Source organism: Bradyrhizobium yuanmingense (assembly GCF_900094575.1).
GTDB classification, from domain to species: Bacteria; Pseudomonadota; Alphaproteobacteria; order Rhizobiales; family Xanthobacteraceae; genus Bradyrhizobium; species Bradyrhizobium yuanmingense.
Window position 1 is genome coordinate 329444 of the sequence record NZ_FMAE01000001.1, and the last position, 24394, is coordinate 353837.

Annotated in this window: 19 protein-coding genes and 2 pseudogenes; 8 read left to right on the forward strand and 13 right to left on the reverse strand. The window is 65.0% G+C overall.

Features of this window, described 5'->3' with window-relative positions; translation table 11 throughout:
* Nucleotides 1-100 precede the first annotated feature (100 nt).
* The 6 genes from GA0061099_RS01430 to ltnD all read right to left on the reverse strand — a co-directional run bounded on the left by GA0061099_RS01430 (nt 101) and on the right by ltnD (nt 8802).
* Nucleotides 101-1795: a methyl-accepting chemotaxis protein gene (locus tag GA0061099_RS01430; protein ID WP_036022998.1), complete on the reverse strand. Its 1695-nt coding sequence runs from the start codon at nt 1793-1795 to the stop codon at nt 101-103.
* 229 nt (nt 1796-2024) lie between these two features.
* Complete coding sequence (locus tag GA0061099_RS01435; RefSeq protein ID WP_074447502.1) at nt 2025-3713, reverse strand: methyl-accepting chemotaxis protein; 1689 nt, start codon at nt 3711-3713, stop codon at nt 2025-2027.
* 244 nt (nt 3714-3957) lie between these two features.
* Entirely contained in the window at nt 3958-5649 is a 1692-nt protein-coding gene (locus GA0061099_RS01440) for a methyl-accepting chemotaxis protein (RefSeq protein ID WP_074447503.1), read from the reverse strand.
* Nucleotides 5650-5817: 168 nt separating this feature from the next.
* Complete coding sequence (otnK, locus tag GA0061099_RS01445; RefSeq protein WP_036025695.1) at nt 5818-7092, reverse strand: 3-oxo-tetronate kinase; 1275 nt, start codon at nt 7090-7092, stop codon at nt 5818-5820.
* Complete coding sequence (otnI, locus tag GA0061099_RS01450; RefSeq protein ID WP_036025697.1) at nt 7089-7871, reverse strand: 2-oxo-tetronate isomerase; 783 nt, start codon at nt 7869-7871, stop codon at nt 7089-7091. Before otnI ends, otnK begins: the two co-directional genes overlap by 4 nt.
* A 13-nt stretch (nt 7872-7884) precedes the next feature.
* Entirely contained in the window at nt 7885-8802 is a 918-nt protein-coding gene (ltnD, locus tag GA0061099_RS01455) for an L-threonate dehydrogenase (RefSeq protein WP_036025711.1), read from the reverse strand.
* Nucleotides 8803-8908: 106 nt separating this feature from the next.
* Here ltnD and otnC point away from each other — a divergent pair.
* Nucleotides 8909-9580: pseudogene (gene otnC / locus GA0061099_RS01460) on the forward strand (3-oxo-tetronate 4-phosphate decarboxylase); the annotation flags it as partial.
* Nucleotides 9581-9868: 288 nt separating this feature from the next.
* Here otnC and GA0061099_RS01465 read toward each other — a convergent pair.
* From GA0061099_RS01465 to GA0061099_RS01490, 6 genes are all read right to left on the reverse strand, one after another.
* The gene (locus tag GA0061099_RS01465; protein WP_036025699.1) at nt 9869-10573 is read right to left on the reverse strand and encodes an ABC transporter ATP-binding protein; all 705 of its coding nucleotides are present in this window, start codon (nt 10571-10573) and stop codon (nt 9869-9871) included.
* Nucleotides 10557-11288 carry an ABC transporter ATP-binding protein gene (locus GA0061099_RS01470; protein WP_036025702.1) on the reverse strand — a complete coding sequence of 244 codons (732 nt, stop codon included), beginning with the start codon at nt 11286-11288 and terminating at the stop codon, nt 10557-10559. Before GA0061099_RS01470 ends, GA0061099_RS01465 begins: the two co-directional genes overlap by 17 nt.
* Nucleotides 11285-12268 carry a branched-chain amino acid ABC transporter permease gene (locus GA0061099_RS01475; RefSeq protein ID WP_036004933.1) on the reverse strand — a complete coding sequence of 328 codons (984 nt, stop codon included), beginning with the start codon at nt 12266-12268 and terminating at the stop codon, nt 11285-11287. The genes GA0061099_RS01470 and GA0061099_RS01475 overlap by 4 nt, the downstream gene beginning before the upstream one ends.
* Nucleotides 12268-13146 carry a branched-chain amino acid ABC transporter permease gene (locus tag GA0061099_RS01480; RefSeq protein WP_036025705.1) on the reverse strand — a complete coding sequence of 293 codons (879 nt, stop codon included), beginning with the start codon at nt 13144-13146 and terminating at the stop codon, nt 12268-12270. The genes GA0061099_RS01475 and GA0061099_RS01480 overlap by 1 nt, the downstream gene beginning before the upstream one ends.
* A gap of 175 nt (nt 13147-13321) precedes the next feature.
* Complete coding sequence (locus GA0061099_RS01485) at nt 13322-14566, reverse strand: ABC transporter substrate-binding protein (protein WP_036025707.1); 1245 nt, start codon at nt 14564-14566, stop codon at nt 13322-13324.
* Between the two features lie 89 nt (nt 14567-14655).
* Nucleotides 14656-15471 carry a putative hydro-lyase gene (locus GA0061099_RS01490; RefSeq protein WP_036025709.1) on the reverse strand — a complete coding sequence of 272 codons (816 nt, stop codon included), beginning with the start codon at nt 15469-15471 and terminating at the stop codon, nt 14656-14658.
* A 120-nt stretch (nt 15472-15591) separates the two neighbouring features.
* Here GA0061099_RS01490 and GA0061099_RS01495 point away from each other — a divergent pair, with 120 nt between their 5' ends.
* The 5 genes and pseudogenes from GA0061099_RS01495 (at nt 15592) to GA0061099_RS01515 (ending at nt 20607) form a co-directional block, all read left to right on the forward strand.
* A complete protein-coding gene (locus GA0061099_RS01495; RefSeq protein WP_036004923.1) occupies nt 15592-16509 on the forward strand; it encodes a LysR family transcriptional regulator in 918 nt (305 codons plus the stop codon).
* Between the two features lie 32 nt (nt 16510-16541).
* Nucleotides 16542-17792: a Zn-dependent hydrolase gene (locus GA0061099_RS01500; RefSeq protein WP_074447504.1), complete on the forward strand. Its 1251-nt coding sequence runs from the start codon at nt 16542-16544 to the stop codon at nt 17790-17792.
* 12 nt (nt 17793-17804) lie between these two features.
* On the forward strand, nt 17805-18716 hold the full coding sequence (locus GA0061099_RS01505; RefSeq protein ID WP_036025717.1) for an NAD(P)-dependent oxidoreductase: 912 nt from the start codon (nt 17805-17807) through the stop codon (nt 18714-18716).
* An 11-nt stretch (nt 18717-18727) separates the two neighbouring features.
* Nucleotides 18728-19801, forward strand: coding sequence for a malate/lactate/ureidoglycolate dehydrogenase (locus GA0061099_RS01510; protein ID WP_036004878.1), 1074 nt, complete (start codon nt 18728-18730; stop codon nt 19799-19801).
* A 164-nt stretch (nt 19802-19965) separates the two neighbouring features.
* Nucleotides 19966-20607 (forward strand): annotated as a pseudogene (locus tag GA0061099_RS01515) (suppressor of fused domain protein).
* A 197-nt stretch (nt 20608-20804) separates the two neighbouring features.
* On the opposite strand, the gene GA0061099_RS01520 reads toward GA0061099_RS01515, so the two are convergent.
* A complete protein-coding gene (locus GA0061099_RS01520; RefSeq protein WP_036025718.1) occupies nt 20805-21878 on the reverse strand; it encodes a tartrate dehydrogenase in 1074 nt (357 codons plus the stop codon).
* A 153-nt stretch (nt 21879-22031) separates the two neighbouring features.
* Here GA0061099_RS01520 and GA0061099_RS01525 point away from each other — a divergent pair, with 153 nt between their 5' ends.
* Nucleotides 22032-22808 (forward strand): SDR family oxidoreductase, encoded by a 777-nt coding sequence (locus GA0061099_RS01525; protein ID WP_036025720.1) that lies wholly within the window; start codon nt 22032-22034, stop codon nt 22806-22808.
* Between the two features lie 127 nt (nt 22809-22935).
* Nucleotides 22936-24354 (forward strand): amidase, encoded by a 1419-nt coding sequence (locus GA0061099_RS01530; protein ID WP_036025722.1) that lies wholly within the window; start codon nt 22936-22938, stop codon nt 24352-24354.
* The last annotated feature ends 40 nt before the right edge of the window (nt 24355-24394 follow it).

Here is a 24394-nt window from a genome sequence, read left to right on the forward strand (position 1 = left end):
GTGTGATCCGGAAAGAATGGTGGGCACGGCGCAAGAGCGCCTTTGCCCACCCTACGAGATCTCAGCCCTTCGGCGCCTGTTTTTCCGACGCGGTCGAGAGTCAGGCGGCGCGAACCGAGTTCAGGAACTTGCCGACCTCGAGCTTGAGGCGGTTGGAATCGCGGGACAGCATCTGGGCCGCCGACAGCACCTGCGTGGACGCTGATCCCGTCTCCGAGGCGCCGCGCTGCACGTCGCCGACGTTGGACGAGACCTGCTGGGTGCCCAGGGCGGCCTGCTGCACGTTGCGGGCGATCTCCTGGGTCGCTGCGCCCTGCTGCTGCACGGCCGTCGCGATGGCCGAAGCGATCTCCGACAGACGCGCGATGGTGCCGCTGATCTCCCCGATGGCGCTGACCGAATCCTGCGTCGCCGCCTGGATGCCGCCGACCTGCTGGCCGATCTCGCCGGTGGCCTTGGCCGTCTGCTCGGCGAGCGCCTTGACCTCGGAGGCCACCACCGCGAAGCCGCGGCCGGCTTCGCCAGCCCGCGCCGCCTCGATGGTAGCGTTGAGTGCCAGCAGGTTGGTCTGGCCGGCAATCGCATTGATGAGCTCGACGACATCGCCGATCCGCGCCGCAGCCCGCGACAGCTCGCTAACACGCTCGGTGGTGGCATGCGCCTGGCTGACCGCCTCGCTCGCGATCCGGGAGGAATCCTGCACCTGCCGCCCGATCTCGCGCACCGAGGACGACATCTCCTCGGCAGCCGAAGCCACCGAATGGACATTGCTGGAGGCGGCCTCCGAGCCGGACGCAACTACCGTGGCCAGCTCCTGCGCCCGGCCCGCGGTCGAGGACAGGGTCGAGGCCGATGCCTCAAGCTCGGTCGCGGCGGCCGATACGGTCTCGACGATTTCCCCGATCGCCGCCTCGAAACCGTCGGCAAGCTTGGTCATGTCGGCCTTGCGCTGCGCCTCGGCGCGGCGCTGCACCGCCTGCACCTCGTCGCGGCTGAAGCGGACGATGGTCTGCACGGTCTGAAGGTTGCGCAGCGCCTCGCCGATCTCGTCGTCGCGGTCGATGACGATGCGGTTGTCGAGCTTGTCCTGCACGAGGTTGACCAGGGTGTCGTTGAGATGCTGCATCGGCCCCTTGATCGCACGCATGGTCGCAAGGCCCGCGAAGCCGGCGATGGCGGCCCCGGCAACAGCCAGTAGCGACAGGATCAGGCTGGCCGAACCGCCGGTGGAGACCGCACCACCGACGCCAAGCGCAAGCATGAACAGCGTCTGGAGCGCCATCATCGTGACCAGGCGCGCCTTCAGCGTCCCGGTGAAGATGCCGAAGTGGTCGAGCCAAGAGCGGCGGCGGATGATGCCGGCGTCGATGCGATAGCCGTGCGGCTTCTTCTCGCGGATGGCGGCATAGACCTCTTCGGCGAGCTTGCGCTGATCGGCCGGCAGCCTGGTGCGGATCGAGGTATAGCCCTTCACCTCGCCGTTCTCGCGGATCGGAGAAGCCGTCGCCAGCACCCAATAGAAGTCGCCGTTCTTGCGTCGGTTCTTGACTGCGCCGAGCCAGGGCTTGCCGGCCTTCAGCGTGTCCCAGAGATTGTCGAATGCCTCCGGCGGCATGTCGGGGTGGCGGACGATGTTGTGCGGCTGGCCCATCAGTTCCGCCGACGTGAATCCGGCGGCAGCGAGGAAGTCCTCGTTGAAGTAGGCGAGCTTGCCCTTCAGGTCGGTCCGCGAAACGATCAACGTCTCATCACTGACCGGATATTCAACGGTGGTGACGGGAAGATTCTTGCGCATCAGAGCCCCCAAACAATGCGATATGCGTTCATTCCAGACAGGACGGCCGCTGTTCGAGGCGTCTTCCCTCAATTCTCGTAAGGCGAATTTAACTATCCATGAAATGGGCGCCCCGTATGTTTACGGTCGGCTCCCCATGATCCTACCGCCAGACGACATCACGCTACCGCAGAAAAAAAGAGCGGCGCTTTTGGCACCGCTCCTGGTTTGATCAATCCACGGCCGCGCCTTACGCGGCGCGGACGTTGGTCAGGAACTTGCTGACCTCACTCTTCAGCCGGCCGGAATCGTTCGACAGCATCTGCGCCGCGGACAGCACCTGCGAGGAGGCCGTGCCGGTCTCGGTCGCGCCGCGCTGCACGTCCGTGATGTTGGACGACACCTGCTGGGTGCCATGCGCCGCCTGCTGAACGTTGCGGGCAATCTCCTGCGTCGCGGCGCCCTGCTCTTCCACCGCAGCGGCGATGGCCGACGAGATCTCCGACAGGCGCTCGATGGTCGAGGAGATCTCCTTGATGGCGCCGACGGAATCGTTGGTCGCCGCCTGGATACCGGAGATCTGCTGGCCGATCTCGCCGGTCGCCTTCGCGGTCTGCTCGGCGAGCGCCTTCACCTCGGAGGCGACGACGGCAAAACCGCGGCCGGCTTCGCCTGCGCGCGCCGCCTCGATGGTGGCGTTCAGCGCCAGCAGGTTGGTCTGGCCGGCGATGGTGTTGATCAACTCGACGACGTCGCCGATGCGCGCGGCCGCCTTGGACAATTCGCTGACGCGCTCGGTGGTGGCACGGGCCTGACCGACTGCATCGCCCGCCATCCGCGCCGATTCCTGCACCTGGCGGCTGATCTCGCCGACCGACGAGGCCATCTCCTCGGTCGCCGAGGCCACCGACTGCACGTTGGTGGAGGCTTCCTCCGAAGCGCCGGCCACCGTGGTCGCGAGCTTCTGGGACCGCTCGGCCGTACCTGTGAGGGTGGTGGCCGATGCTTCCAGCTGGGTCGATGCCGACGACACTGTTCCGATGATCTGGCCGACGGCGCTCTCGAAGTCGTCGGCGAGCCTGACCATGTCGCGTTTGCGCTGCTCGGCATTGCGACGCTCGGTTTCAGCCTGTTCCGCCTTCAGCCGCTCAACCTCGATGGCATTGGTCTTGAACACCTGGACCGCCTGAGCCATCTCACCGATCTCGTCCTTGCGTTCGATACCCGATACGATCACCGAGGTGTCCCCATTCGCGAGAACACCCATCTCGGTCGTGATGCGCTGGATCGGGCGGGTGACCGCGAAGGCGACGCCGAAGGCGCCCACGAGCGAGAGCAGCAGGGTGACGAGGCCTCCGATCAGCATGGCCATGGTGGCGCTGGACGAGGCGGCGTCGGAGGCAGCCGCCCGCACTGACAACAGCGACCGCTCTTCCCTGTCCATTTCCTGGACGACGGCGCGGAGGCCATCCATCGACTTCTTGCCGGCTCCGGAAGCCTCGAGCTCACGCGCCTTCGCCTGGGTTGCCGGATCCTTCATCAGCGCGATTTCGCGCTGCGCGACGTTGGTTGCCCAGTCGTTGGCAAGCGCCTTGACCTGCTCGAGTCGCTTCTGCTGCGTGGCGTTGTCCGAGGTCAGGCTGCCGACTTTGGCCGCCGCAGTCTGAAATTGTTTCAGCCCGGCTTCGTAAGGAGCGAGAAAGCCGGCATCGCCAGACACGAGATAGCCGCGAACGCCGGTTTCCTGATTGACCATCGCACCGACAAGCTCGGAAAGCTGCTCCAGCACCTGATAGGTATGCACTGTCATCTTCGCCGTGGAATTCATTACGCTCAGCGAGTTGTAGATGGCTGCGGTGCTGCCGGCGACGACGAGACAGATCGCCGCGAATACGGCGGAAACCTTAATGGAAATACGAAGGTTGTTGATCCAAGACATTAAATCCTCCCCAATGCTGACGGTCGGGAGTTGCTGGTCCGGACCGGCTCCGATCGTGCTACGACTTCCGCCACGATCTTACCGTCGCTCAGGATTGTTAGGTTTAACGACGCTACGCAGTAGTACGGAGCTTTCGCTGAAGAGTACGTCGCAATTCTACGGGCATATCGACAGCGCAACGCGCGCAGGAAAAACTATGAGCGGCGCCGATGGCGCCGCCCTTGCTTGTGGAACCCACGTCTGTCTACGCGGCGCGGACGTTGGTCAGGAACTTGCTGACCTCGTTCTTCAGCCGGCCCGAATCATTCGACAGCATCTGCGCCGCGGACAGCACCTGCGAGGAGGCCGTGCCGGTCTCGGTCGCGCCGCGCTGCACGTCCGTGATGTTGGACGACACCTGCTGGGTGCCATGCGCCGCCTGCTGAACGTTGCGGGCGATCTCCTGCGTCGCGGCGCCCTGCTCTTCCACCGCAGCGGCGATGGCCGACGAGATCTCCGACAGGCGCTCGATGGTCGAGGAGATCTCCTTGATGGCGCCGACGGAATCGTTGGTCGCCGCCTGGATACCGGAGATCTGCTGGCCGATCTCGCCGGTCGCCTTCGCGGTCTGCTCGGCGAGCGCCTTCACCTCGGAGGCGACGACGGCAAAACCGCGGCCGGCTTCGCCGGCGCGCGCCGCCTCGATGGTCGCGTTGAGCGCCAGGAGATTGGTCTGGCCGGCGATGGTGTTGATCAGCTCGACGACGTCGCCGATGCGCGCGGCCGCCTTGGACAATTCGCTGACGCGCTCGGTGGTGGCACGGGCCTGACCGACTGCATCGCCCGCCATCCGCGCCGATTCCTGCACCTGGCGGCTGATCTCGCCGACCGACGAGGCCATCTCCTCGGTCGCCGAGGCCACCGACTGCACGTTGGTGGAGGCTTCCTCCGAAGCGCCGGCCACCGTGGTCGCGAGCCGCTGCGAGCGGTCGGCGGTCGCGGTCAAGGTCGAGGCGGAGGCCTCTAACTGGGTCGAGGCCGATGACACGGTCTGGACGATCTCGCCGATCATCGTTTCGAATTCGCGGGTGATGTCGTCGACGCGGCGGCCGCGCTCGATCTTGGCTTCGGCGTCGGCCGCGGCGGCTTCGTCGGCGGCCTTCTTGGCGATCAACGCCTCCTTGAAGATCTGGAGCACGTCGGCCATGGCGCCGATCTCGGTCTTCTCGCCGCGATGCGGGACTTCGGCGGAGAGGTCGCCTCGGCCCAGGGCCTGCATCGGCAGGGTGATCGAGTTGATGCCGCTAGAGACGTCGCGGACGAGATAGAAGCTGACGGCGATGCCGATGACGATAGCAGCGCCGAGAATGGCCGAGACCAGCATGAAGGCGTAGGCGTAACTGTCGGCGGCGTCCTGGGCGGCCTGTTCTCCGCCTTTGGTGTTGAGCTCGATGTCCTTGGTCAGGACCTCGTCTGCCTGAAGACCGAGCTTGTTGACGGTCTTCGTATTCAGCTCCCGGGCCTCGTGTGGGATCTTGCCGGCTTCCTTGCGCGAGAGCGCCATCACCTCTTCGGTGCCCCTCTTGTAATCGTCCCAGAGCTTTGCCCATTGGGTGTAGAGCGCCCTCTCCTCCGGCGAGGTGATCATCGGCTCGTAGCGGCTGCGGTATTTGGCAAGCGCCTCGAGCACCGTCACGGCCGTCTTTTCGTTGGCGAGCTTCTCGTCCAGCGTGTCGGAAAGCATGTGCTGGCGGACCACGTTGCGATAGGTGATGACGCTCGCCCGAAGCTCGCCCAGCACCCGCACGCTGGGCATCCAATTCATCGTGATGTCGACCGTGTTGGCGTTCATCGACCGCATTTTCATGATGGCGAGCAGGCCCATGCCGGCCATCGCGACGAGCAGGAATGCCACGACACTGATGATCTTGGCGCGGATGGAAATATTGGCGAACATAATCGGATCTCGTTGTGCTGGCGCGGATGCGCGTCGAAGCTCTAAGAATCAACCAAAGAGGAGCTGCGGCGACATCTGAGCGCAGAGCACCTGCGCAAATGTTAACTGCGGCTCCGTACGAGTACCGAAGCCGAAAGAAATGAACGATGGACTAAGGAGGCTCTGCGCTCAGCGCATGAGCCTAAGCGCGTCGGAGAAGAAGTCCGGACCGCCAAAGTTTCCAGATTTCAAAGCGAGCAACATCTCGCCGGAGCTTGCACCGACCGCGCGCAGCACCGGGACTCCCGCCGCGATTTCTACTCCTACGAGAAATCCAGGAATTTTCAACCGATCGACCACGGCGCCGGATGTCTCGCCACCGGCGACGATCAAGCGACGGACGCCGGCCTGCACCAGACCCTCGGCGATGCCGGCCATGGCCTGCTCGATGGCGTGGCCTGCGGCATCGCGGCCATGGCGTGCCTGCACGGCCGCAACGGCGTCCGGCGTCGCGCTCGAAGCGATCAGCACCGGACCTTGCGCAAGCCGCGGCCTCGCCCAGTCCAGCGCACGCTGCGCTTCAGCGGCGCCCGCGACGATCCGCTCCGGATCGAGATGAAGCACCGGCATGATGCGTTCGGCGCTGGCGATCTGCTGAAGCGTCGCCTGCGAGCAGCTGCCGGCAAGGCATGCCGCCAGGCCGCCGACGGCCGCGCCGGTTTCGCCGCTCGGCGCCGGCTTCACCTTGCCCGTCGACACCAGCGCGCGCGCAAGCCCGAGGCCCATGCCGGACGCGCCGACCGACAGAAGATGTTCAGCGGCGACGAGACCGATGGTCTCGAGGTCGCGGTCGAACACGGCGTCGATGATCGCAGCACCGATGCCCCTGGCGGCGAGCTCGGCCAGCCGTGCCCGCACGGCCTCCGCGCCGCGCGCGACGGTGGCGAGATCGACGAGGCCGATCTGCGTGCTGCTCTGGCGCGCCAGCACGCGCACCAGGTTGGAATCATGCATCGGGTTGAGCGGATGGTCCTTTAGCGGGCTCTCGCTGAGCGGCACGGCGCCGACGAACAGATTGCCCTGATAGACGGTGCGCCCGGTCTCCGGAAAGGCAGGCGTCACCAGCACGGCTCCCTCGTCGCAATCGGCGCGCAGCGCATCCATGACCGGACCGATATTGCCGGCGTCGGTGGAATCGAAGGTCGAGCAGATCTTGAACAGCACGTGGCCCACGCCGCGGCCGCGCAGCCATGTTTCAGCGGCGCGCGAGCGCGACACCGCGAGGCCGGCTTCGATCGAGCGGCTCTTCAGTGACACCACGACGGCATCGACCTCGGGCAGCGCGAGATCGTCGGCGGGCACGCCGATGGTCTGGACGGTGCGCAGGCCGGCGCGCGTCAGCGTGTTGGCGAGATCGGAGGCGCCGGTGTAATCGTCGGCGATGCAGCCTAACGCTGGGGTCACGGCTTCACTCCCGCATAGGGCTTGAACCAGGCGAGGCCATCGGTGGTCTTGCCGCGCGGATTGTATTCGCAGCCGACAAAGCCGGCATAGCCGAGCCGGTCGAGCTCATCGAACAGGAACGGATAGTTCAGCTCCTCGCCATCGGGCTCGTTGCGCGAGGGAATGCTCGCGATCTGGATGTGGCCGATGATCGGCATCATCTCGCGCAGCCGCATCGTGACGTCGCCATGGATGATCTGGCAGTGATAGATGTCGAACTGGAGCTTCAGGTTCGCAAGCCTCAGCTCCTGGATCAGATCCCGCGCAAAGCCGAAATCGTTGAGGAAGTAGCCGGGCACGTTGCGCGCATTGATCGGCTCGATCACGATGTCGATGCCGTGCGGCGCGAAGAACTCGGCGGCCCAGGCCACCGATTTGTAGAAGGCCTCGATCGCGACGCGCTCGCCGCGATTGGCGATGCCGGCCATCAGGTGCAGGCGCTTGACGCCCGTCGCCTTGGCATAAGGCAGCGCCGTCTCCAGGCTCGCCTTGAGATCGGAAAAGCGCGATGGCAGCGCCGCAAAGCCCTTCTCGCCGGCGTTCCAGTCGCCCGGCGGCAGGTTGAACAGCGCCTGGGTCAGGCCGTTGCGCTTGAGCCGTTCGCCGACGGCCTCGGCGGCATGCTCGTACGGAAACAGGAATTCCACCGCGGTGAAGCCCGCTTGCGCGGCGGCGTCGAAGCGGTCGAGGAACGGCACCTCGGTGAACATCATCGAGAGATTGGCGGCGAAACGGGGCATTGGAGATCCTCTGTTACTTGTCGCCGGGCAGCTTGACGCCGGTGACCTGCGCATACATGCGCGCGACCGATGCGTCGTCGTCGCGGCCCATGCCGGCGGCCGATGTCATCAGGAACATCTGGAGCGCGGCGGCGGAGACCGGCACGGGGAATCGGGCCGTGCGCGCCATGTCCTGGATGATGCCGAGGTCCTTGACGAAGATCTCCACCGCGCTTCGCGGCGTGTAGTCGCCGTCGAGCACATGCGGCATGCGGTTCTCGAACATCCAGGAATTACCGGCCGAGGCCGTGATCACCTCGTAGACCTTGCGGATGTCGAGGCCCTGCTTGGCTGCGAACGCCATGGCTTCGCTGGCGGCGGCGATGTGAACGCCGGCGAGCAGCTGATTGATCATCTTGAACGCAGCGCCCTGCCCGGCGGCATCGCCGAGCTCGTAGAGCTTTGCAGCCATGGCATCGAGCGCCGGCCGCGCCTTGGCAAAGGCGGCCGAGCTGCCGGAGGCAAGAATCGTCAATTCGCCTTGCGCGGCGCGCTGCGCCCCGCCGGAGATCGGCGCATCCAGATAGTGCCGGCCGGTCGCCTCCAGCTGCTTGGCAAGACGGCGCGCCACGTCGGGATCCATCGTCGCCGAGGAGACGAACACGCTGTCCTTGGGCATGGTCTCGGCGGCGCCATCCTTGCCGAACAGGATGGTTTCGGTCTGCGCGGCATTGACCACCACGCTGACGACGATGTCTGCGTCCTTGGCCGCTTCGGCCGGCGTCTTGGCCCCCGCGCCGCCGTCCTTCACGAAGCGCGCGACGGCATCCGCCGAGACGTCGCAGCCGGTCACGGCATGGCCGGCGCTCTTGAGCGAGGTCGCCATGCCAAATCCCATCGAGCCGAGCCCGACGACGGCAATACGCTGATTTTGTGAGGTGGAGGCGGACATATGCAACTGACCCTTGCGAGCGTTTCCCGGATGGCCGCCCTTTGCGGCAGCTTGGCAACCGAATAACACGGCTTGGCCGCGCTGCCAAAGCGTGAGACAAGCAGGCATGACGGCCATGAGCAATGAGACATTGCTGCGCGAGGACATCTGCCGCTTCGGACGGTCCCTGTTCGAGCGCGGGCTGACGCCGGGCTCCTCCGGCAATATCAGCGTCAAGCTGGACGATGGCGGCTGGCTGGTGACGCCGACCAACGCCTCGCTCGGCTTCCTCGATCCCGCAAGACTATCACGGCTGGACCAGCAGGGCCGGCTGGTTTCGGGCGATGCGCCGACCAAGGAAGTTCCGCTGCACAATGCGCTCTACGACACGCGCGGCAGCGCGCGGGCCATCGTGCATCTGCACTCCACGCATTCGGTGGCGCTGTCGATGCTGCCCGAGATCGATCCGCGCGCCGCGCTGCCGCCGATGACGGCCTATTATTTGATGAAATGCGGCGCCACCGCGCTCGTGCCCTATTACCGCCCTGGCGATCCCGCGGTCGCAGATGCGATCAAGGGGCTGGCTGGGAAGTACTCATCCGTGCTGCTCGCCAATCACGGCCCGGTCGTCGCCGGCGACACGCTGGAAGCGGCGGTGTTCGCGACGGAAGAGCTGGAGGAGACGGCGAGGCTGTACCTGCTGCTGCGCGGGATGAACCCGCGGTACCTATCGCCGGAGCAGGTGACAGATCTGGTGAAGGTGTTCGGGGTGACACTGCCGGAGCATGGGCACGAGCATGTAGCGATGCAGGCAACGAGCCCGACGGACGCAGAGGTTGAAGCAGCGGCCCGGGTCCTTGATCGGGCCGGGCGTCACTATCGTTGGTGGCCAGAGACAAGCCCGGCATATGACGAGATCGGCAAGGCAGACCCGATTGCCAAAAGCGAATTTGATGGAATCGTCGAGCAAATGTTGAAGGCCGCTTCCGCGGCGAAGAAAGCGTAGCCCGCATGAGCGAAGCGACATGCGTGACCACCTGCCCCGGATATCGCTGCGCTCATCCGGGCTACGGTAGCACGCTCGGAGCTACAGCCCCAGATACGCCTTCCGCACATCCGGATTGCCTTTGATCTCCGCCGCCGAGCCCTGCATCAGCACACGGCCGGTCTGCAGGATGTAGGCGCGGTCGGCGATCTCCAGGCATTCGGCCATGCGCTGCTCGACGATGAGGACGGTCATGCCGGAGTCACGGATGAGCTTCACCGCCTGGAAAATTTCGTCGACCAGCTTCGGCATGATGCCCTGCGAGGGCTCGTCCAGCATCAACAGCCGCGGACGCGTCATCAGCGCGCGGCCGATGGCGAGCATCTGCTGCTCGCCGCCGGAGAGCGTCTCGGCGCGCTGCTCCAGGCGCTCCTGAAGGCGCGGAAACAGCTTGAAGACGAGATCGAGCGGCTCTTCGCGGTTCGCTTCGCCCCTGTAGAGATAGCTGCCGAGGCGAAGGTTGTCGCGCACCGACAGACGCGGAAATAGGCGGCGGTTTTCCGGCACATAGGCGATGCCGGTGGCCGTGATGTGATGCTGCGCCATGCCGTCGAGGCGCTTGCCGTCGAACGTCACCGTGCCGGAACGCGGACGCTCGGCGCCGGCGATGGATTTCAGCAGCGTCGACTTGCCTGCGCCGTTGGCGCCGGCGACGCAGACGATCTCGCCCTTCTGGACCTCGATCGAGACCGCGGAGATCGCGACCAACCCCTGATAGGCGGTGGTGACTTCACGCACCGACAGCATGACGATCTCCCAGATATGCCTTGATCACCTTGGGATCGCGCACGACGTCGGCGGGCTTGCCCTCGACCAGCACCTTGCCGAGGTCGAGCACGATGGCGCGATCGACCAGCGGCATCACAATCTCCATGACATGCTCAACCATCAGCACGGTGATGCCGGCATCGCGCACCTTGCGCACCAGCGCCACGCCGGTCTGCGCTTCGGTCGGCGTGAGACCGGTGAGGACTTCGTCGAGCAGCAGCAGTTTCGGCTCGGTCGCGAGCGCACGGGCGACTTCGAGCCGGCGCTTCTCGGCCGGCACGAGGTCGCTCGCGAGCACGTCGGCGCGCGCGGCAAGGCCGGTGAACTCCAGCACTTCATGCGCCTTGCGGCGCGCCTCGCGCATCACGGTGGTACGCACGAGGGCACCGACGATGACGTTGTCTATGACCGTCATGGTCTCGAAGCTCTTCACGACCTGAAAGGTGCGGCCGATGCCCCGCCGGCAGCGCATCGCCGCCGGCATGCGGGTGACGTCCTCGCCGTCGAACCAAATCGAGCCTTGCGTCGGCGGCAGCACGCCGGCGATCAGATTGAACAGCGTCGACTTGCCGGCGCCGTTCGGGCCGATCAGGCCGACGATCTCGCCGCGGCCGACCGAGATCGAGACGTCGCTGTTGGCGACGAGGCCGCCGAAGCGCTGCCAGACGCCGCGGGTTTCGAGCAGCGCGCTCATCGGGCAGCTCCCGTCTTCTTCGGGCGTGAAAACAGGCTCAGCAGGCCGCGCGGCAGGGCCAGCGAGATCAGAACGATCAGCGTGCCGTAGACGATGAGGTCGACACCCCGCCCCGAGCCGCCGAACTTGAAGCGCGTCAGCTCAGTCAGCGGGATCAGGATGGCCGCCCCTAACACCGGCCCCCACAGGGTGCCGATACCGCCGAGCACGGCCGGCAGCGCCATCAGCAGCGAAAACTGAAAGCCCATGACGCTTTCCGGATCGATGTAGGAGACGAACTGGGCGTAGAAGCTGCCGCCCACCGCGACAAGGAAGGCGGAGACCGCGGCCGCACCCATCTTGGAATTGAACACGTCGACACCGAGGCTCTCGGCCGCCTCCGGGTTGTCCTTGACGGCACGCCACCAAAATCCCCACTTGGAGTTTTCCAGCCACCATGTCACGAACCAGGCGAGGCAGCACAGCGCCAGCGCGAAATAGAAGTAGGGCAGCTTGGTGCGCAGAAACTGGAATTTCAGCCAGCTGTCGCCGCGGATCGGAATGGTGATACCCATCGCGGCACCGGCCCATTCCCAGTTGTGGAACAAAAGCAAGCCGATCTCGGCGATGACGATGGTGGCAATCACGAAGTAATGGCCGCGCAGGCGGAAGAAGGGATAGCCGAGCCCCATCGCGATCAGCGCCGACACCACTCCGCCCGCCAGCATGCCGAACCAAGGCAGCACGCCGAACTTCGTGAACAGCAGCTCGGTGGTGTAGGCCCCGAGACCGAAATACAGCGCGTGGCCGAGCGAGATCTGCCCGCAATAGCCGGACAGGATATTCCAGCTCTGCGACAATCCCGCATACATCAGTGTCAGGATCAGGATGTTCTGGACGACGACGTCCTTCACGAACAACGGCGTCAGCGCGGCAATGGTAGCGAGCGCTGCGGCGATGATGAGGTCGCGGCGGCGCCGCGCTGCAAAATCCTTGTCCATCACATCGATCCAAACAGGCCGCGCGGCCGGATGAAGACGACCAGCAGATAGACCGAGTAGATGCCGACCGATTTCAGCGACGGCGGCAGCACCAGCGCGGTGACCGCTTCGACGAGACCGACGATGATGCCACCGGCGAAGGCGCCGAACACGCTGCCGAAGCCGCCGAGCGCCACCGTGACATAGGCGATCAGCGCAAAGGAGGCGCCGACGTCGGGATAGATGTAGAAGAACACCGCCATGATCGCGCCTGCGAGACCGACCAGCGCGGCGCCGAGCCCCCAGCCGAACGCGAAGACGCGGTTCTTGTCGATGCCGACAAGCGCGACTGCACCGGGATCCTCGCGGGTCGCTTCGATCGCGCGGCCGAAATCGGTTCGGTGGATGAAGAAGTAGAGACCTGCAAAAGCGGCGATCGAGACCAGCGCGCCGACCAGTTGCGGCTCCGGCAGAAAGATTCCGCCGACCGAGATGGTTTTGCCGCCGAGCCAGGATTGTGGGATGCTGCGATAGTCCGGCGTGAAGAAATACTGCGCAAGGCCGCGCATGACGATGGCGAGGCCGAAGGTGGTGAAGATCTGCACCATGCCGGCGTTGGCCTTGGCCCGCATGGCGAAACGTACAAGGAGCAGGTAGACGACCGCTCCGAATATGAAGAGTGCCGCGGCGACCAACGGCGCCGACAACAGCGGATCGATGGCGAAGAACGCGAACAGGAAGAAAGACAGATACATCGCGACCATCAGGAACTCGCCATGGGCGAAGTTCGTGACGTCCATCAGGCCGAAGATCAGCGCGAGGCCGACCGCGATCAATCCGTAGAGCAGGCCCATCAGAAGGCCGCTCGCGAGACTCTGGATAATGGCTTGGGCTGTCAACTCTGGTCCCCCGTTCGAAACGTCACGACAGGCTTCGTCATTGCGAGCGAAGCGAAGCAATCCAGAAATGTTTCGAAGGAAAGCAGTCTGGATTGCTTCGTCGCTTCGCTCCTCGCAATGACGGTGTGGGAGCAGCTTGCTTCCCACAGCGCCTGCTCCGCTGCCCCCGCAGCGCTTACTTCATCGGCCAGATCGCCTCGGCGATCGCGGCCTGCGGCGGGAAGATGGTGACGAACTTGCCGCCGACATATTGCAGCAGCACCGGATCGGCGTCGTTGTTCTGGCCCATCTCGTCGAACTTGACGCGCTTCCAGGGCATGATGGTCTTCTCGCCCGGGATGTCGGTCGCGGCCAGCGCGTCGCGGATCTTCTCGCCGTCGGTCGACTTGGCGCGGCTGATGGCGTCGGCGAGGATGATCAGGCCCATGAACTGCCGCGAGGTGAGGTCGTTGAAATCCTTGCCGGACCTGGCCTTGAACATCTCGTTGATCTTGCCGACCATCGGCCGCTTCTGCGCGAGGTCGAGCGAGAAGGTGCCGCGCGAGATCACGCCTTCGAGCTTGTCGCCGACGGCATCGTAGAGCGCCTTCTCGGAGAAGCCGGCGTCCTGCGCCACGATCGCATTCGGCTTGTAGCCGAGCTCGGCCATGGTCTTGACCAGGAGGATGCCGTCGGTGGTGTAGCTCGACGGCATCAGCACGTCGGCATTGGCGGTCTTGAGCTGCTGCACCTCGGCAGAGAGCGAGGGCGAGTTGGCGCGATACTTGATGTCGGTGACGATCTTATAGGCGCGCTCGCCGGCGATCTTGGTCTGGGCATTGCCGGAATCTGTGCCGAAGATGGTGTCCTCGTGGAACAGCGACAGCGTCTCGATCTTGGTGCCCTTCTTCTTCATGGCGTCGAAGAAGTCGAACATCGCAGCCGAGTACATCTCGTCGTGCGGCGAGGCGCGGAAGTAATATTTCAGGCCGCGGCGGTGCAGGCTCGGCGAGGAATTGTCGGCGGACAGGAACGGGACCTGATAGCGCTCGCAGATCTGGCTGACGGTGACGGCCACCGCGCTCTGGTAAGTGCCGATGACGGCGCAGACCTTCTCCTGCGTGATCAGGCGCTCGGCCTCGGCGCGGCCCTTCTGCGGATCGGCCTGATGGTCGGCGAACACGAGTCGGATCTTGGCGCCACCGAGGCCCGGCAGGCCTTCGCCCTTCGCCAGCGGCAGGTCGAAATCGCTGTCCTTGTTGATGACTTCGAGCGCGGTCTCATAGGCCTTCTGCGCGTCGACGCCCTGCTGCGCGCTGCCGCCGGAGAAGGGATAGATCACGCCGATCACGACTTCCGAGCTCTGTGCGCGCGCTGCCAGCGGCACTAGGACGGCAGTGGCGGTGGCCCCCAACAACACGTCGCGGCGAGTGATCGTCATGGCAAAGTCCCCTGTTACTGAATTTCGGCTGATCGAATGAAGCGATTGGTGGATGCGGTAAAGCCCGAAGAAGCAGCAGACGCTGCCCACTAAATCACGGCCATGTTTCTGTTCTTGAGATCGGTCACCAGCATCAGGCCGGGCGAATGCGTGATCGCGAACGGCAGTTTCGCGGCGTTGATGACCGATTGCGGCGTCACCCCGCAGGCCCAGAACACCGGGATCTCGTCGTCGGCGACCGGCACCGGATCGCCGTAGTCGGGCTTGGCGATATCCTTGATGCCGATCAGATGCGGATGGCCGAGATGCACGGGCGCGCCGTGCACGGCCGGATAGCGCGAGGTGATCTGCACCGCGCGGATCGCATCGGCCGGCTTGAACGGACGCATCGACACCACCATGGGACCGGCGAACGGACCTGATACACCGCAGGCGATGTTGGTGCGGTACATCGGCACGCGCACGTTCTTCTCGATGTGGCGGATCGGCATGCCCTCCTCGAGCAACGCCTCCTCGAACGAGAACGAGCAGCCGAGCACGAAGGTGACGAGATCGTCGCGCCAGTAGCTCTTCACGTCGGTGGGCTCGTCCACGACCTCGCCGTCGCGCCAGACGCGGTAGCGCGGAACGTCGGTGCGGATGTCGAGATCGGCGCCGAGCGAGGGGATGTAAGGGCTGCCGACATCGGACATGCCGATGATCGGGCACGGCTTGGGATTGAGCTGGCAGAAGCGGTGGAACGCACCGGCATATACCGCCGGCAGGATCGCCAGATTGCCCTGGACATATCCGGGGGCGGCGCCGGCGGTGGATGCGACCAGCCCCTCGCGGTAGGCGAGCCGGGCCTTGCGGCTCGGGAGGGCGTCTGGTGTTTCAGTTTGCTGCGCTGCCACCAAAACAGTCATGTGATCGACCTGCCTATAAACTCGACAAAGACAAGCCAACACCAAGCGTGCTATAAAGTCTAATCTTCGTTTCTAATCAATCTCGATAAATCTGATTTATCGATTGGGAAAATCCTTCCAATGCTGGACTTCAGGTCGATCGAGACGTTCCTATGGGTCGTGAAGCTCGGCAGCTTTCGTGGCGCCGCGCAACGCCTCAACACCACCCAGCCGGCGATCTCCCAGCGCATCGCCCAGCTCGAGCGCGAGATGGGCGTGAAGCTCCTGAACCGCGATCATCGCATCGCCTCCCCGACCCCGAGCGGCCGACAGATGATGGTCTACGCGGAGAAGCTGATCGGCCTGCGCGCTGCGATGATGGCGGAGATCGGCGATGCTTCCGCGATGCGCGGCGTGATGCGGCTCGGCGTCGCCGAGACCATCGTGCACACCTGGCTGCCGCGGCTCGTCAAGAGCGTCAACGAGGTCTATCCGAACCTGTCGCTGGAGATCGAGGTCGACATCACGCCGAACCTCACCGCGCGCCTGCTCGCACAGGAGATCGAGCTCGCCTTCGTGGTCGGACCGCTGTCCGCCTCCGGCGTGCACAACCGCGTGCTCGCCGATTATCCGATCGGCTTCCTCGCGAGTCCCTCGCTCGGGCTCGGCAAGGGCCCGGTGACGCCGGCGGACCTCGCGCGGTTTCCGATCATCACCTTCCCGCGCAAGACCAAGCCCTACGAGGTCGTGCGCGAGGTGTTCGACCGGCCGGAGCTGCCGCCGATCCGCCTGCATGCGTCCGCTTCGCTGGCGACCGTCATCCACATGGCGGTCGAGGGCCTTGGCATCGCCGTGATCCCCGACGCCATCGTCGAGAACGAACTCGCCGACGGACGGCTGCAGCTGCTCGACACCGATCTTTCCATCGCGCCGCTGACCTTCACCGCGAGCTGGCTGGCCTCGCCCGATGTCGTCGCCGTGGAGCGCGTCGCCGAGCTTGCACGGCAAATTGCGCAGAGCAGCCTCGCGGTTGACGCGCCCGCACAGGCGCGTCATTGAAAAAGGCGCCGGACAAAAGAGAGAACGACCGCATGAGCCGAGCCGCGACCAACCTGCAAATCGATTCCGCCCGCCTGTGGGGCTCCATCCACGAGACCGCGCAATTCGGCGCGACGGCCAAAGGCGGCGTGCGGCGGCTGACGTTGAGCCGTGAAGACAAGCAGGTGCGCGATTGGTTCCGCAAGGCCTGCGAGGATGCCGGACTGGAAGTCCACGTCGACGCGCTCGGATCACAGTTCGGCCTGCGCAAGGGCCGCGACATGTCGAAGCTGCCCGTCGGCATCGGCTCGCACCTCGACACCCAGCCGACCGGCGGCAAGTATGACGGCATCCTGGGAACGCTCGGCGCGCTGGAGGTGATCCGCACGCTGAACGATGCCGGCATCGAGACCGAGGCGCCGATCTGCATCGTGAACTGGACCAACGAGGAAGGCTCGCGCTTCGCACCTGCGATGATGGCTTCCGCCGCCTATGTCGGCGACTTCACCACCGACGACATTTTGTCGCGCAAGGACGCCGAGGGCACCACCGTCGGCCAGGCGCTCGACGGCATCGGCTATCGCGGCGACAAGCCGGTCGGCTTCCAGAAGCTCGGCTGCTTCGTCGAGCTGCACATCGAGCAGGGGCCGATCCTGGAAGCCGAAGGCAAGACCATCGGCGTGGTCGATTCCGGCCAGGGCGTGCTCTGGTACGACGGCAAGATCTCCGGCTTCGAGAGCCATGCGGGCTCCACGCCGATGCCGCTGCGGCGCGATGCGCTGGCGACCTTGTCGGAGATCGTGCTGGCGATGGAGTCGATTGCGAGGAAGCACGGGCCGAACGCCGTCGGCACGATCGGCGAGGCCGTCATCGCCAATCCCTCGCGCAACGTCATTCCCGGCGAGATCGCCTTCACCATGGACTGCCGCAGTGCCGACGGTGCCATCATGGACGCGCTCGACGGCGATTTGCGAGCGGCAATCGCCGAGATCGCCGCGCGCCGCAAGGTCGAGGTCAAGATCGATCTGGTATGGCGCAAGCCGCCGACGCATTTCGATCCGAAGCTGATTGCTGCCGTCGAGAACGCCGCGAAGACGCTCGGCTATTCCTCGCGCCGCATCACCTCCGGCGCTGGCCACGACGCCTGCAACCTCAACACGATCATGCCGGCGGCGATGGTGTTCGTGCCCTGCAAGGACGGCATCAGCCACAACGAGCTGGAGGATGCGACGCAGGGCGACTGCGCCGCGGGCACCAACGTCCTCATGCATACCGTGCTGGCAGTCGCCGGCGTCGCATCCTGAGCGGAGAGAACCATGCGCGGAGTTTTCGTCGACGCCAATGAATCGCTGGCCGTGATCATGGAGCGGCTGGAGAAGCCTGGCGATCCCAAGGTGCGGATCAACAGGAATCCCGACATCACGCCCGAGCAATATCCGGAAGTCCTCGACGGCGCCGAGATCGCGATCGTCGACCACACCGCGCTGCCGACCGAGGTCGCGAAGAAATGCACCGGGCTGAAGCACGTCGTGTTCCTCGGCACCGGCGCGCGCAGCTACATGAATCCGGAAGAGCTCGCCGAGCTCGGCATCTCCGTGCATCTGATCAAGGGCTACGGCGACACGGCGGTTGCGGAATCCGCGATCGCGCTGATGTGGGCGTCGGCCCGCGTCATCGCGATGATGGACCGCGAGATGCGGGCCGGGAACTGGCTGCGCGAGGACGGCATGCAGCTCACCGGCAAGACGCTCGGCCTGATCGGCTTCGGCGGCATCGCCGCGGAGGTCGCGCGCATCGCGTCCGGCAGCGGCATGAAGGTGATCGCCTGGAACCGTTCGCCGAAGAGCTATCCGGGGGTCGAATTTACCGATCTCGACAGCGTGCTGGCGAGAAGCGACGTGGTGTCGCTGCACCTGCTGCTCAACGACGAGACGCGCGGCATGATCACGCGCGAGAAGATCCTTGCTATGAAACGCGGCGTCATTCTCATCAACACCGCCCGCGCCGCTGTTGTCGACGAGGCCGCCATGATCGAGGCGCTGAAGTCCGGCCATATCCGCCACGCCGGCCTTGATGTCTTCAACATCGAGCCGCTGCCCGGCGATCATCCGCTGACGAAGCTGCCGAACGTGACGTTGTCGGCGCATTCGGCCTTCCGCACACCGGAGGCGAGCGAGAACCTGATTGAAGCGGCGTTGGTCCATTGCCGCCGGATCGTGAAGGGATAAGAGCAACAACAATGGCCGACTATCGCATCATCAAGGCAGAGTCGCTCACCAAGGCCATCCATGCCATCGTCAGGGCCGGCGGCTCCTCGGACCGCGAGGCCGAGCTCGTGGCCACCAATCTCGTCGAAGCCAATCTGAAGGGACACGACTCGCACGGCGTCGGCATGATTCCGCGCTACGTCCAGAGCGTCACCAATGGCGGCCTCGCCGTGAATTCGCACGTCAAGATCGTGCTCGACACCGGCCCGCTTCTCACCCTCGACGGCCTCACCGGCTACGGCCAGGTGATCGGCCATGAAGCGATGGAGCTCGCGGCCGAGCGCGCAAAGAAGAACGGTGTTTGCCTTGTCGGCCTCTCAAATTCGCATCACATCGGCCGCATCGGCCACTGGGCCGAGCAGTGCATCGACCACGGGCTGGTCTCGATCCACTTCGTCAACGTGATCTCGCGCCCGATCGTGGCGCCCTGGGGCGGCAGCGACGCACGCCACGGCACCAATCCGTTCTGCGTCGGCATCCCGCGCGCCGGCAAGGATCCGATCGTGCTCGACTTCGCCACCAGCAGGATCGCGCAGGGCAAGACCCGTGTTGCCCATAACAAGGGCGTCGAGCTCGAGGTCGGCACCATCATTGATCACGAGGGCAAGCCCACGATCAATCCGCGCTACACCGTGATTCCGCCCTACGGTGCCATCCTCCCGTTCGGCGAGCACAAGGGCTCGGGCCTTGCGCTGGTGTGCGAGATCCTCGGCGGCGCGCTCTCCGGCGGCCAGGTGGTCAAGGGCTCGTCCGACGGCAAGTACAACGTCCTTAACGGCATGCTCTCGATCGTCATCGATCCGGGCAAGCTCGGCACCGGCGAGAACCTTGCACGCGAAGTTGAGAGCTTCGTGAGCTGGCACACCGGCTCGCCGCCTGCCCCCGGCGTCGACAAGGTCAGAATCGCGGGCGAGCCGGAGCGCGAGATCAAGAAGAAACGTCTCGCCGAGGGCATCCCGGTCGACCCAACCACCTGGCAGGAGATCCTGGATGCCGGGAAGAAGTTCGGGCTGGAACAGACGGCGATCGAGAAGATCGCGAGCTGATCGGAGCGAGGCGCGCTCCTCGGCGTCGCCTCGCGCCTCATGACCAATCGCGCAAGAGAGACTGGACGGCGGCGAAATGTCGACGTGCTCGCGGCACGGGTTTGAACCGCCCCGCATGACCTTGCGACAATGCGGATATCCGATTGCATCCGCCCGAGGTTCGCATGCTCTCCCGTCTCGCAAAATTCGTGTCCGGCTCAAACCTTCCGTCGCCCGGATCCGATCTCTACCGGCAACGGCTCGCCATCTACGAGAGCGAGCTTGGCGAGCCCGAGCGCACATTCACTGATAACGCAGAGCGCCGCATCGACATCCACGCCTTCGGCCGCGATTTCGTCCCGGTCTGCCAGGAGGGCTCCGACGAAGGCTATGTCCTTCTCACCAACGGGATGAGCGAGCAACGGATGCACGGCGTCCCCGGCGACGCGAAGCCCCGGGCCGAGCTGATGTGGTACGTCCGCGAGCCGACGCAGGACGTTTGCGCCAATCTGCGCTGGCTGGCCAATCTGCCGTTCATCGACACGACCTGGTTCGGCTTCGGCCATCGCGTCGCGCTTCCGTAGCCGCCGGTTGCAGGAACGGACTTCCAGACGTTCCTGTTGCTCACACCGATCATCGGCCCCGACAAGGAGATCGCCGAGGCGCTGGAGATTGCGGGCGATCCGGTGGAGATCCTGACCGTGAACCTGATCTCGCATCAGGAGCTCGGGCTGATCAAGTCCAGGGGGCTCGATCCGTTTCTCGATCTGCTCGACGAGAACGACTATCCGCCGATATTCGATCCGTCGCGGAAGTCGTATGTGTAGTCGTAGGCCAAAGCACTGCTGCCGTTCCCTTCTCCCCTTGTGGGAGAAGGTGGCGCGAAGCGCCGGATGAGGGGTTCTCTCGGCGAACAATTTTACGGCTGATAGGTCTGCCTCTGCGGAAACAGACCCCTCACCCGTCTTCGATGCTTCGCATCGAAGCCACCCTCTCCCACAAGGGGAGAGGGTGAAGCGGCGAACTAATCCACCATATCCGCAACCGCCTTGCCGCACGCCGTCGTGTCGGCATTGCCGCCGAGATCCTTGGTGCGCAGCGTGCGTTCGGCGAGCGTGCGCTCGATCGCCTCGACGATCGACTTGCCGGCTTCCTTCTCCCCGAGATGCTCGAACATCATCGCGCCGGACCAGATCATGCCGATCGGGTTGGCGATGCCCTGGCCTGCGATGTCGGGCGCCGAGCCGTGCACCGGTTCGAACACGGATGGGAAATCGCCCTCCGGGTTGATGTTGCCGGACGGAGCGATGCCGATGGTGCCGGTGCAGGCCGGGCCGAGATCGGAGAGGATGTCGCCGAACAGGTTGGAGCCGACCACGACGTCGAACCAGTCCGGATGCAGCACGAAGTTCGCGGTGAGAATGTCGATGTGGTACTTGTCCCACTTCACGCCTGGAAACTTCTTGGCCATCGCCTCCACGCGCTCGTCCCAATAGGGCATGGTGATCGAGATGCCGTTGGACTTGGTCGCCGAGGTCAGGTGCTTCTTGGGCCGCGACTGCGCGAGCTCGAAGGCGAATTTCAGGATGCGGTCGACGCCGGTACGGGTCATCACCGTCTGCTGCGTCACGAACTCGCGGTCGGTGTCCGGGAACATGCGGCCGCCGACCGAGGAATATTCGCCTTCGGTGTTCTCGCGCACCACCCAGAAATCGATATCGCCGGGCTTGCGCCCCGCCAGCGGCGACGGCACGCCGGGCATCAACCGCACCGGGCGCAGGTTGACGTACTGGTCGAACTCGCGGCGGAACTTGATCAGCGAGCCCCACAGCGAGACGTGGTCCGGGATCTTGGCCGGCCAGCCGACCGCACCGAAATAGATCGCATCGTGCTTGCCGATCTTCTCCTTCCAGTCGTCGGGCATCATCTGGCCGTGCTTCTCGTAATAGTCGTAAGACGAGAAGTCGAAATGGTCGAATTGCAGCGAGACGTTGTGCTTCTTCGCCGCCGCCTCCAAAACGCGCAGGCCCTCGGGCATCACCTCCTTGCCGATGCCGTCGCCGGGAATGACCGCGATCCGGTATTGTTTCTTGCTCATCGAGAACGTCCTTGGTTGGTCCGGCAGTCGCCGCCTTCTGACTGCACTGCAATGGACCAAACGCGGCGGCAGTGCAACGCTGCACTGCAATGTTGACCATGGCGCGGCCAAGCGCCTACTGATTTGATCCTGTTCCCACGAACGAGTATCCCCATGGATCTGCATCTGCGCGGCAAGCGCGTCCTGATCACCGGCGCGTCCAAGGGCATTGGCGCAGCCGCCGCCGAGGCCTTCGCCGAGGAAGGCGCGCATCTCCTCCTCGCGGCGCGTAGCGGCGATCAGCTCAAGGCGCTGGCCGACCGTTTGCGCGCCGCGCACCAGATCGACGCCACAACGAGCATCGTCGATCTGCGCAAGGAGGAGGACGTGGCCCGGCTGGCGAAGGAAGCCGCCGACATCGACGTGCTCGTCAACAATGCCGGCGACATCCCGGGCGGCTCGATCGGCAAGATCGACGAGGCGACCTGGCGGCACGCCTGGGAACTGAAGGTGTTCGGCTATATCAACCTGACTCGCTACATCTACGCCCAGATGAAAGCCAGGGGCGGCGGCGTCATCGTCAACGACATCGGCGCGGCCGGCGAGAAGTTCGACGCCAACTACATCTGCGGCAGCGCCGGCAATGCCGCGCTGATGGCGTTCACACGGGCGCTCGGCGGCAAGAGCCTGGGCGACAACATCCGCGTGGTCGGCATCAATCCCGGCCCCGTCGGCACCGACCGCCACGTCACCCTGCTCAAGACGCGGGCCAAGCACCAGTTCGGCGACGAGAGCCGCTACAAGGAATTCCAGAAGAGCCTGCCGCTCGGCCGTCCCGCGCATGCGCGCGAGATCGGCGACCTCATGGCGTTCCTGGCGTCGGATCGCGCCGGCTATACGTCGGGCGTGATCTACACCGTCGACGGCGGCATCAGCGCCGGGTGGGGTTAACTCTATTCTCGTCATTGCGAGCGCAGCGAAGCAATCCAGGAATGCCTCTGTGGCAACCGGTCTGGATTGCTTAGTCGCCTCGCTCGTCGCAATGACGAGCCCTCGAATAAGGACAGGAGCAAACTAAGTGTCCCAGGATCTGATCCGCGAAACCGCCTGCACCGTCGTCGACAAGCTGCGCTCCGGCGACGTCTCGCCGCTCGAGCTCCTGGACGTGGTGGAGACGCGCATCCAGGAGGTCGACGGCAAGGTCAACGCGCTGCCGACGCTGTGCTTCGATCGCGCGCGGGAGAGTGCGAAGACACTGATGCAGAAGCCGGCCGGTGCGCGCGGGCTGCTCGCCGGGCTGCCGGTGCCGATCAAGGATCTGACCGACGTTGCGGGTGTGTTGAATACGCAGGGCTCGCCGATCTTCAAGGACAACATTCCCGCGAAGTCTGACCTCATGGTCGAGAACCTCGAGGCAAACGGCGCGGTCGTCTACGCCAAGTCGAACACGCCGGAGTTCGGGGCCGGTGCCAACACGTTCAACGAGGTGTTCGGCGCGACGCTCAATCCCTGGGACACGACGAAATCGGCCGCGGGCTCCTCCGGCGGCGCGGCGGTGGCGCTGGCGACCGGCATGGCCTGGCTCGCCCAAGGCTCCGACATGGGCGGATCCTTGCGCAGCCCCGCGGCCTTCTGCGGCGTCGTCGGCATGCGGCCGAGCATCGGCCGCGTCGCGCATACCCCTAAGTCCGGCATCGATCGCAATCTCGGCGTGGTCGGCCCGATGGCGCGCAACGTCGAGGATCTCGCGCTGCTGCTGGATGCCATGAGCGGCGACTATGCCGACGATCCGCTGTCGCTGCCGGCTCCCGCAACCTCATTCCTGTCGGCGGCCCAGGCGGGCAAGCGGCCGAGGCGCATCGCCTATTCGCCCGATCTCGGCATCACCCCGGTCGATCCCGAAGTGAAGGCGATCACACGAAAGGCCGCCGAACGTTTCGCCGAAGCCGGCGCCATCGTCGAGGAGGCGCATCCGGACTGGCGCGAGGCGCATGAATGCTTCCACGTGCTGCGCGCCTTCGACTTTGCGATCACCAAGGCCAATCTGTTGCGCACCAAGCGCGACCTGCTCAAGCCCGAGGTGATCTGGAACATCGAGGAGGGTCTGAAGCTCACAGTCGAGCAGCTCGCGCGCGCCGAGGCGCAGCGCGTCGGCATGACGGCGCGGGCAGTCGAGTTCTTCAAGAGCTACGATCTGTTGCTGACGCCGACCACGATCGTTCCGCCCTTCCCGATCGAGCATCGCTATGTCGCCGAATGCGCCGGCAAGAGGTTCGAAAACTACGTCGAGTGGCTCGGCATCGTCTACGCCATCACGCTGGCCTGCTGCCCGTCTCTCTCCCTGCCCTGCGGCTTCACGGCCTCGGGCCTGCCGGTCGGCGTGCAGGTGGTCGGCGCGCCGCGCGCCGATGCGCAGGTGATTGCCGGAGCGAAGGTGCTGGAGGATATTCTGGGCCTGCGCGGTACGACGCCGATCGATCCGAAGGTGAAGGACTAGCCTCACTCTCGTGTCCCGGACAAGGGGCAGCGCGCCAGCG

Bases quoted from the DNA above. Each gene is read 5' to 3' on its own strand.
- GA0061099_RS01430 (WP_036022998.1), bottom strand. From the start codon at position 1,795: ATGCGCAAGAATCTTCCCGTCACCACCGTTGAATATCCGGTCAGTGAT.
- GA0061099_RS01435 (WP_074447502.1), bottom strand. From the start codon at position 3,713: ATGTCTTGGATCAACAACCTTCGTATTTCCATTAAGGTTTCCGCCGTA.
- GA0061099_RS01440 (WP_074447503.1), bottom strand. From the start codon at position 5,649: ATGTTCGCCAATATTTCCATCCGCGCCAAGATCATCAGTGTCGTGGCA.
- otnI (WP_036025697.1), bottom strand. From the start codon at position 7,871: ATGCCCCGTTTCGCCGCCAATCTCTCGATGATGTTCACCGAGGTGCCG.
- ltnD (WP_036025711.1), bottom strand. From the start codon at position 8,802: ATGTCCGCCTCCACCTCACAAAATCAGCGTATTGCCGTCGTCGGGCTC.
- GA0061099_RS01465 (WP_036025699.1), bottom strand. From the start codon at position 10,573: ATGCTGTCGGTGCGTGAAGTCACCACCGCCTATCAGGGGTTGGTCGCG.
- GA0061099_RS01470 (WP_036025702.1), bottom strand. From the start codon at position 11,288: ATGAGCGCGCTGCTCGAAACCCGCGGCGTCTGGCAGCGCTTCGGCGGC.
- GA0061099_RS01475 (WP_036004933.1), bottom strand. From the start codon at position 12,268: ATGGACAAGGATTTTGCAGCGCGGCGCCGCCGCGACCTCATCATCGCC.
- GA0061099_RS01485 (WP_036025707.1), bottom strand. From the start codon at position 14,566: ATGACGATCACTCGCCGCGACGTGTTGTTGGGGGCCACCGCCACTGCC.
- GA0061099_RS01490 (WP_036025709.1), bottom strand. From the start codon at position 15,471: ATGACTGTTTTGGTGGCAGCGCAGCAAACTGAAACACCAGACGCCCTC.
- GA0061099_RS01495 (WP_036004923.1), top strand. From the start codon at position 15,592: ATGCTGGACTTCAGGTCGATCGAGACGTTCCTATGGGTCGTGAAGCTC.
- GA0061099_RS01500 (WP_074447504.1), top strand. From the start codon at position 16,542: ATGAGCCGAGCCGCGACCAACCTGCAAATCGATTCCGCCCGCCTGTGG.
- GA0061099_RS01505 (WP_036025717.1), top strand. From the start codon at position 17,805: ATGCGCGGAGTTTTCGTCGACGCCAATGAATCGCTGGCCGTGATCATG.
- GA0061099_RS01510 (WP_036004878.1), top strand. From the start codon at position 18,728: ATGGCCGACTATCGCATCATCAAGGCAGAGTCGCTCACCAAGGCCATC.
- GA0061099_RS01520 (WP_036025718.1), bottom strand. From the start codon at position 21,878: ATGAGCAAGAAACAATACCGGATCGCGGTCATTCCCGGCGACGGCATC.
- GA0061099_RS01525 (WP_036025720.1), top strand. From the start codon at position 22,032: ATGGATCTGCATCTGCGCGGCAAGCGCGTCCTGATCACCGGCGCGTCC.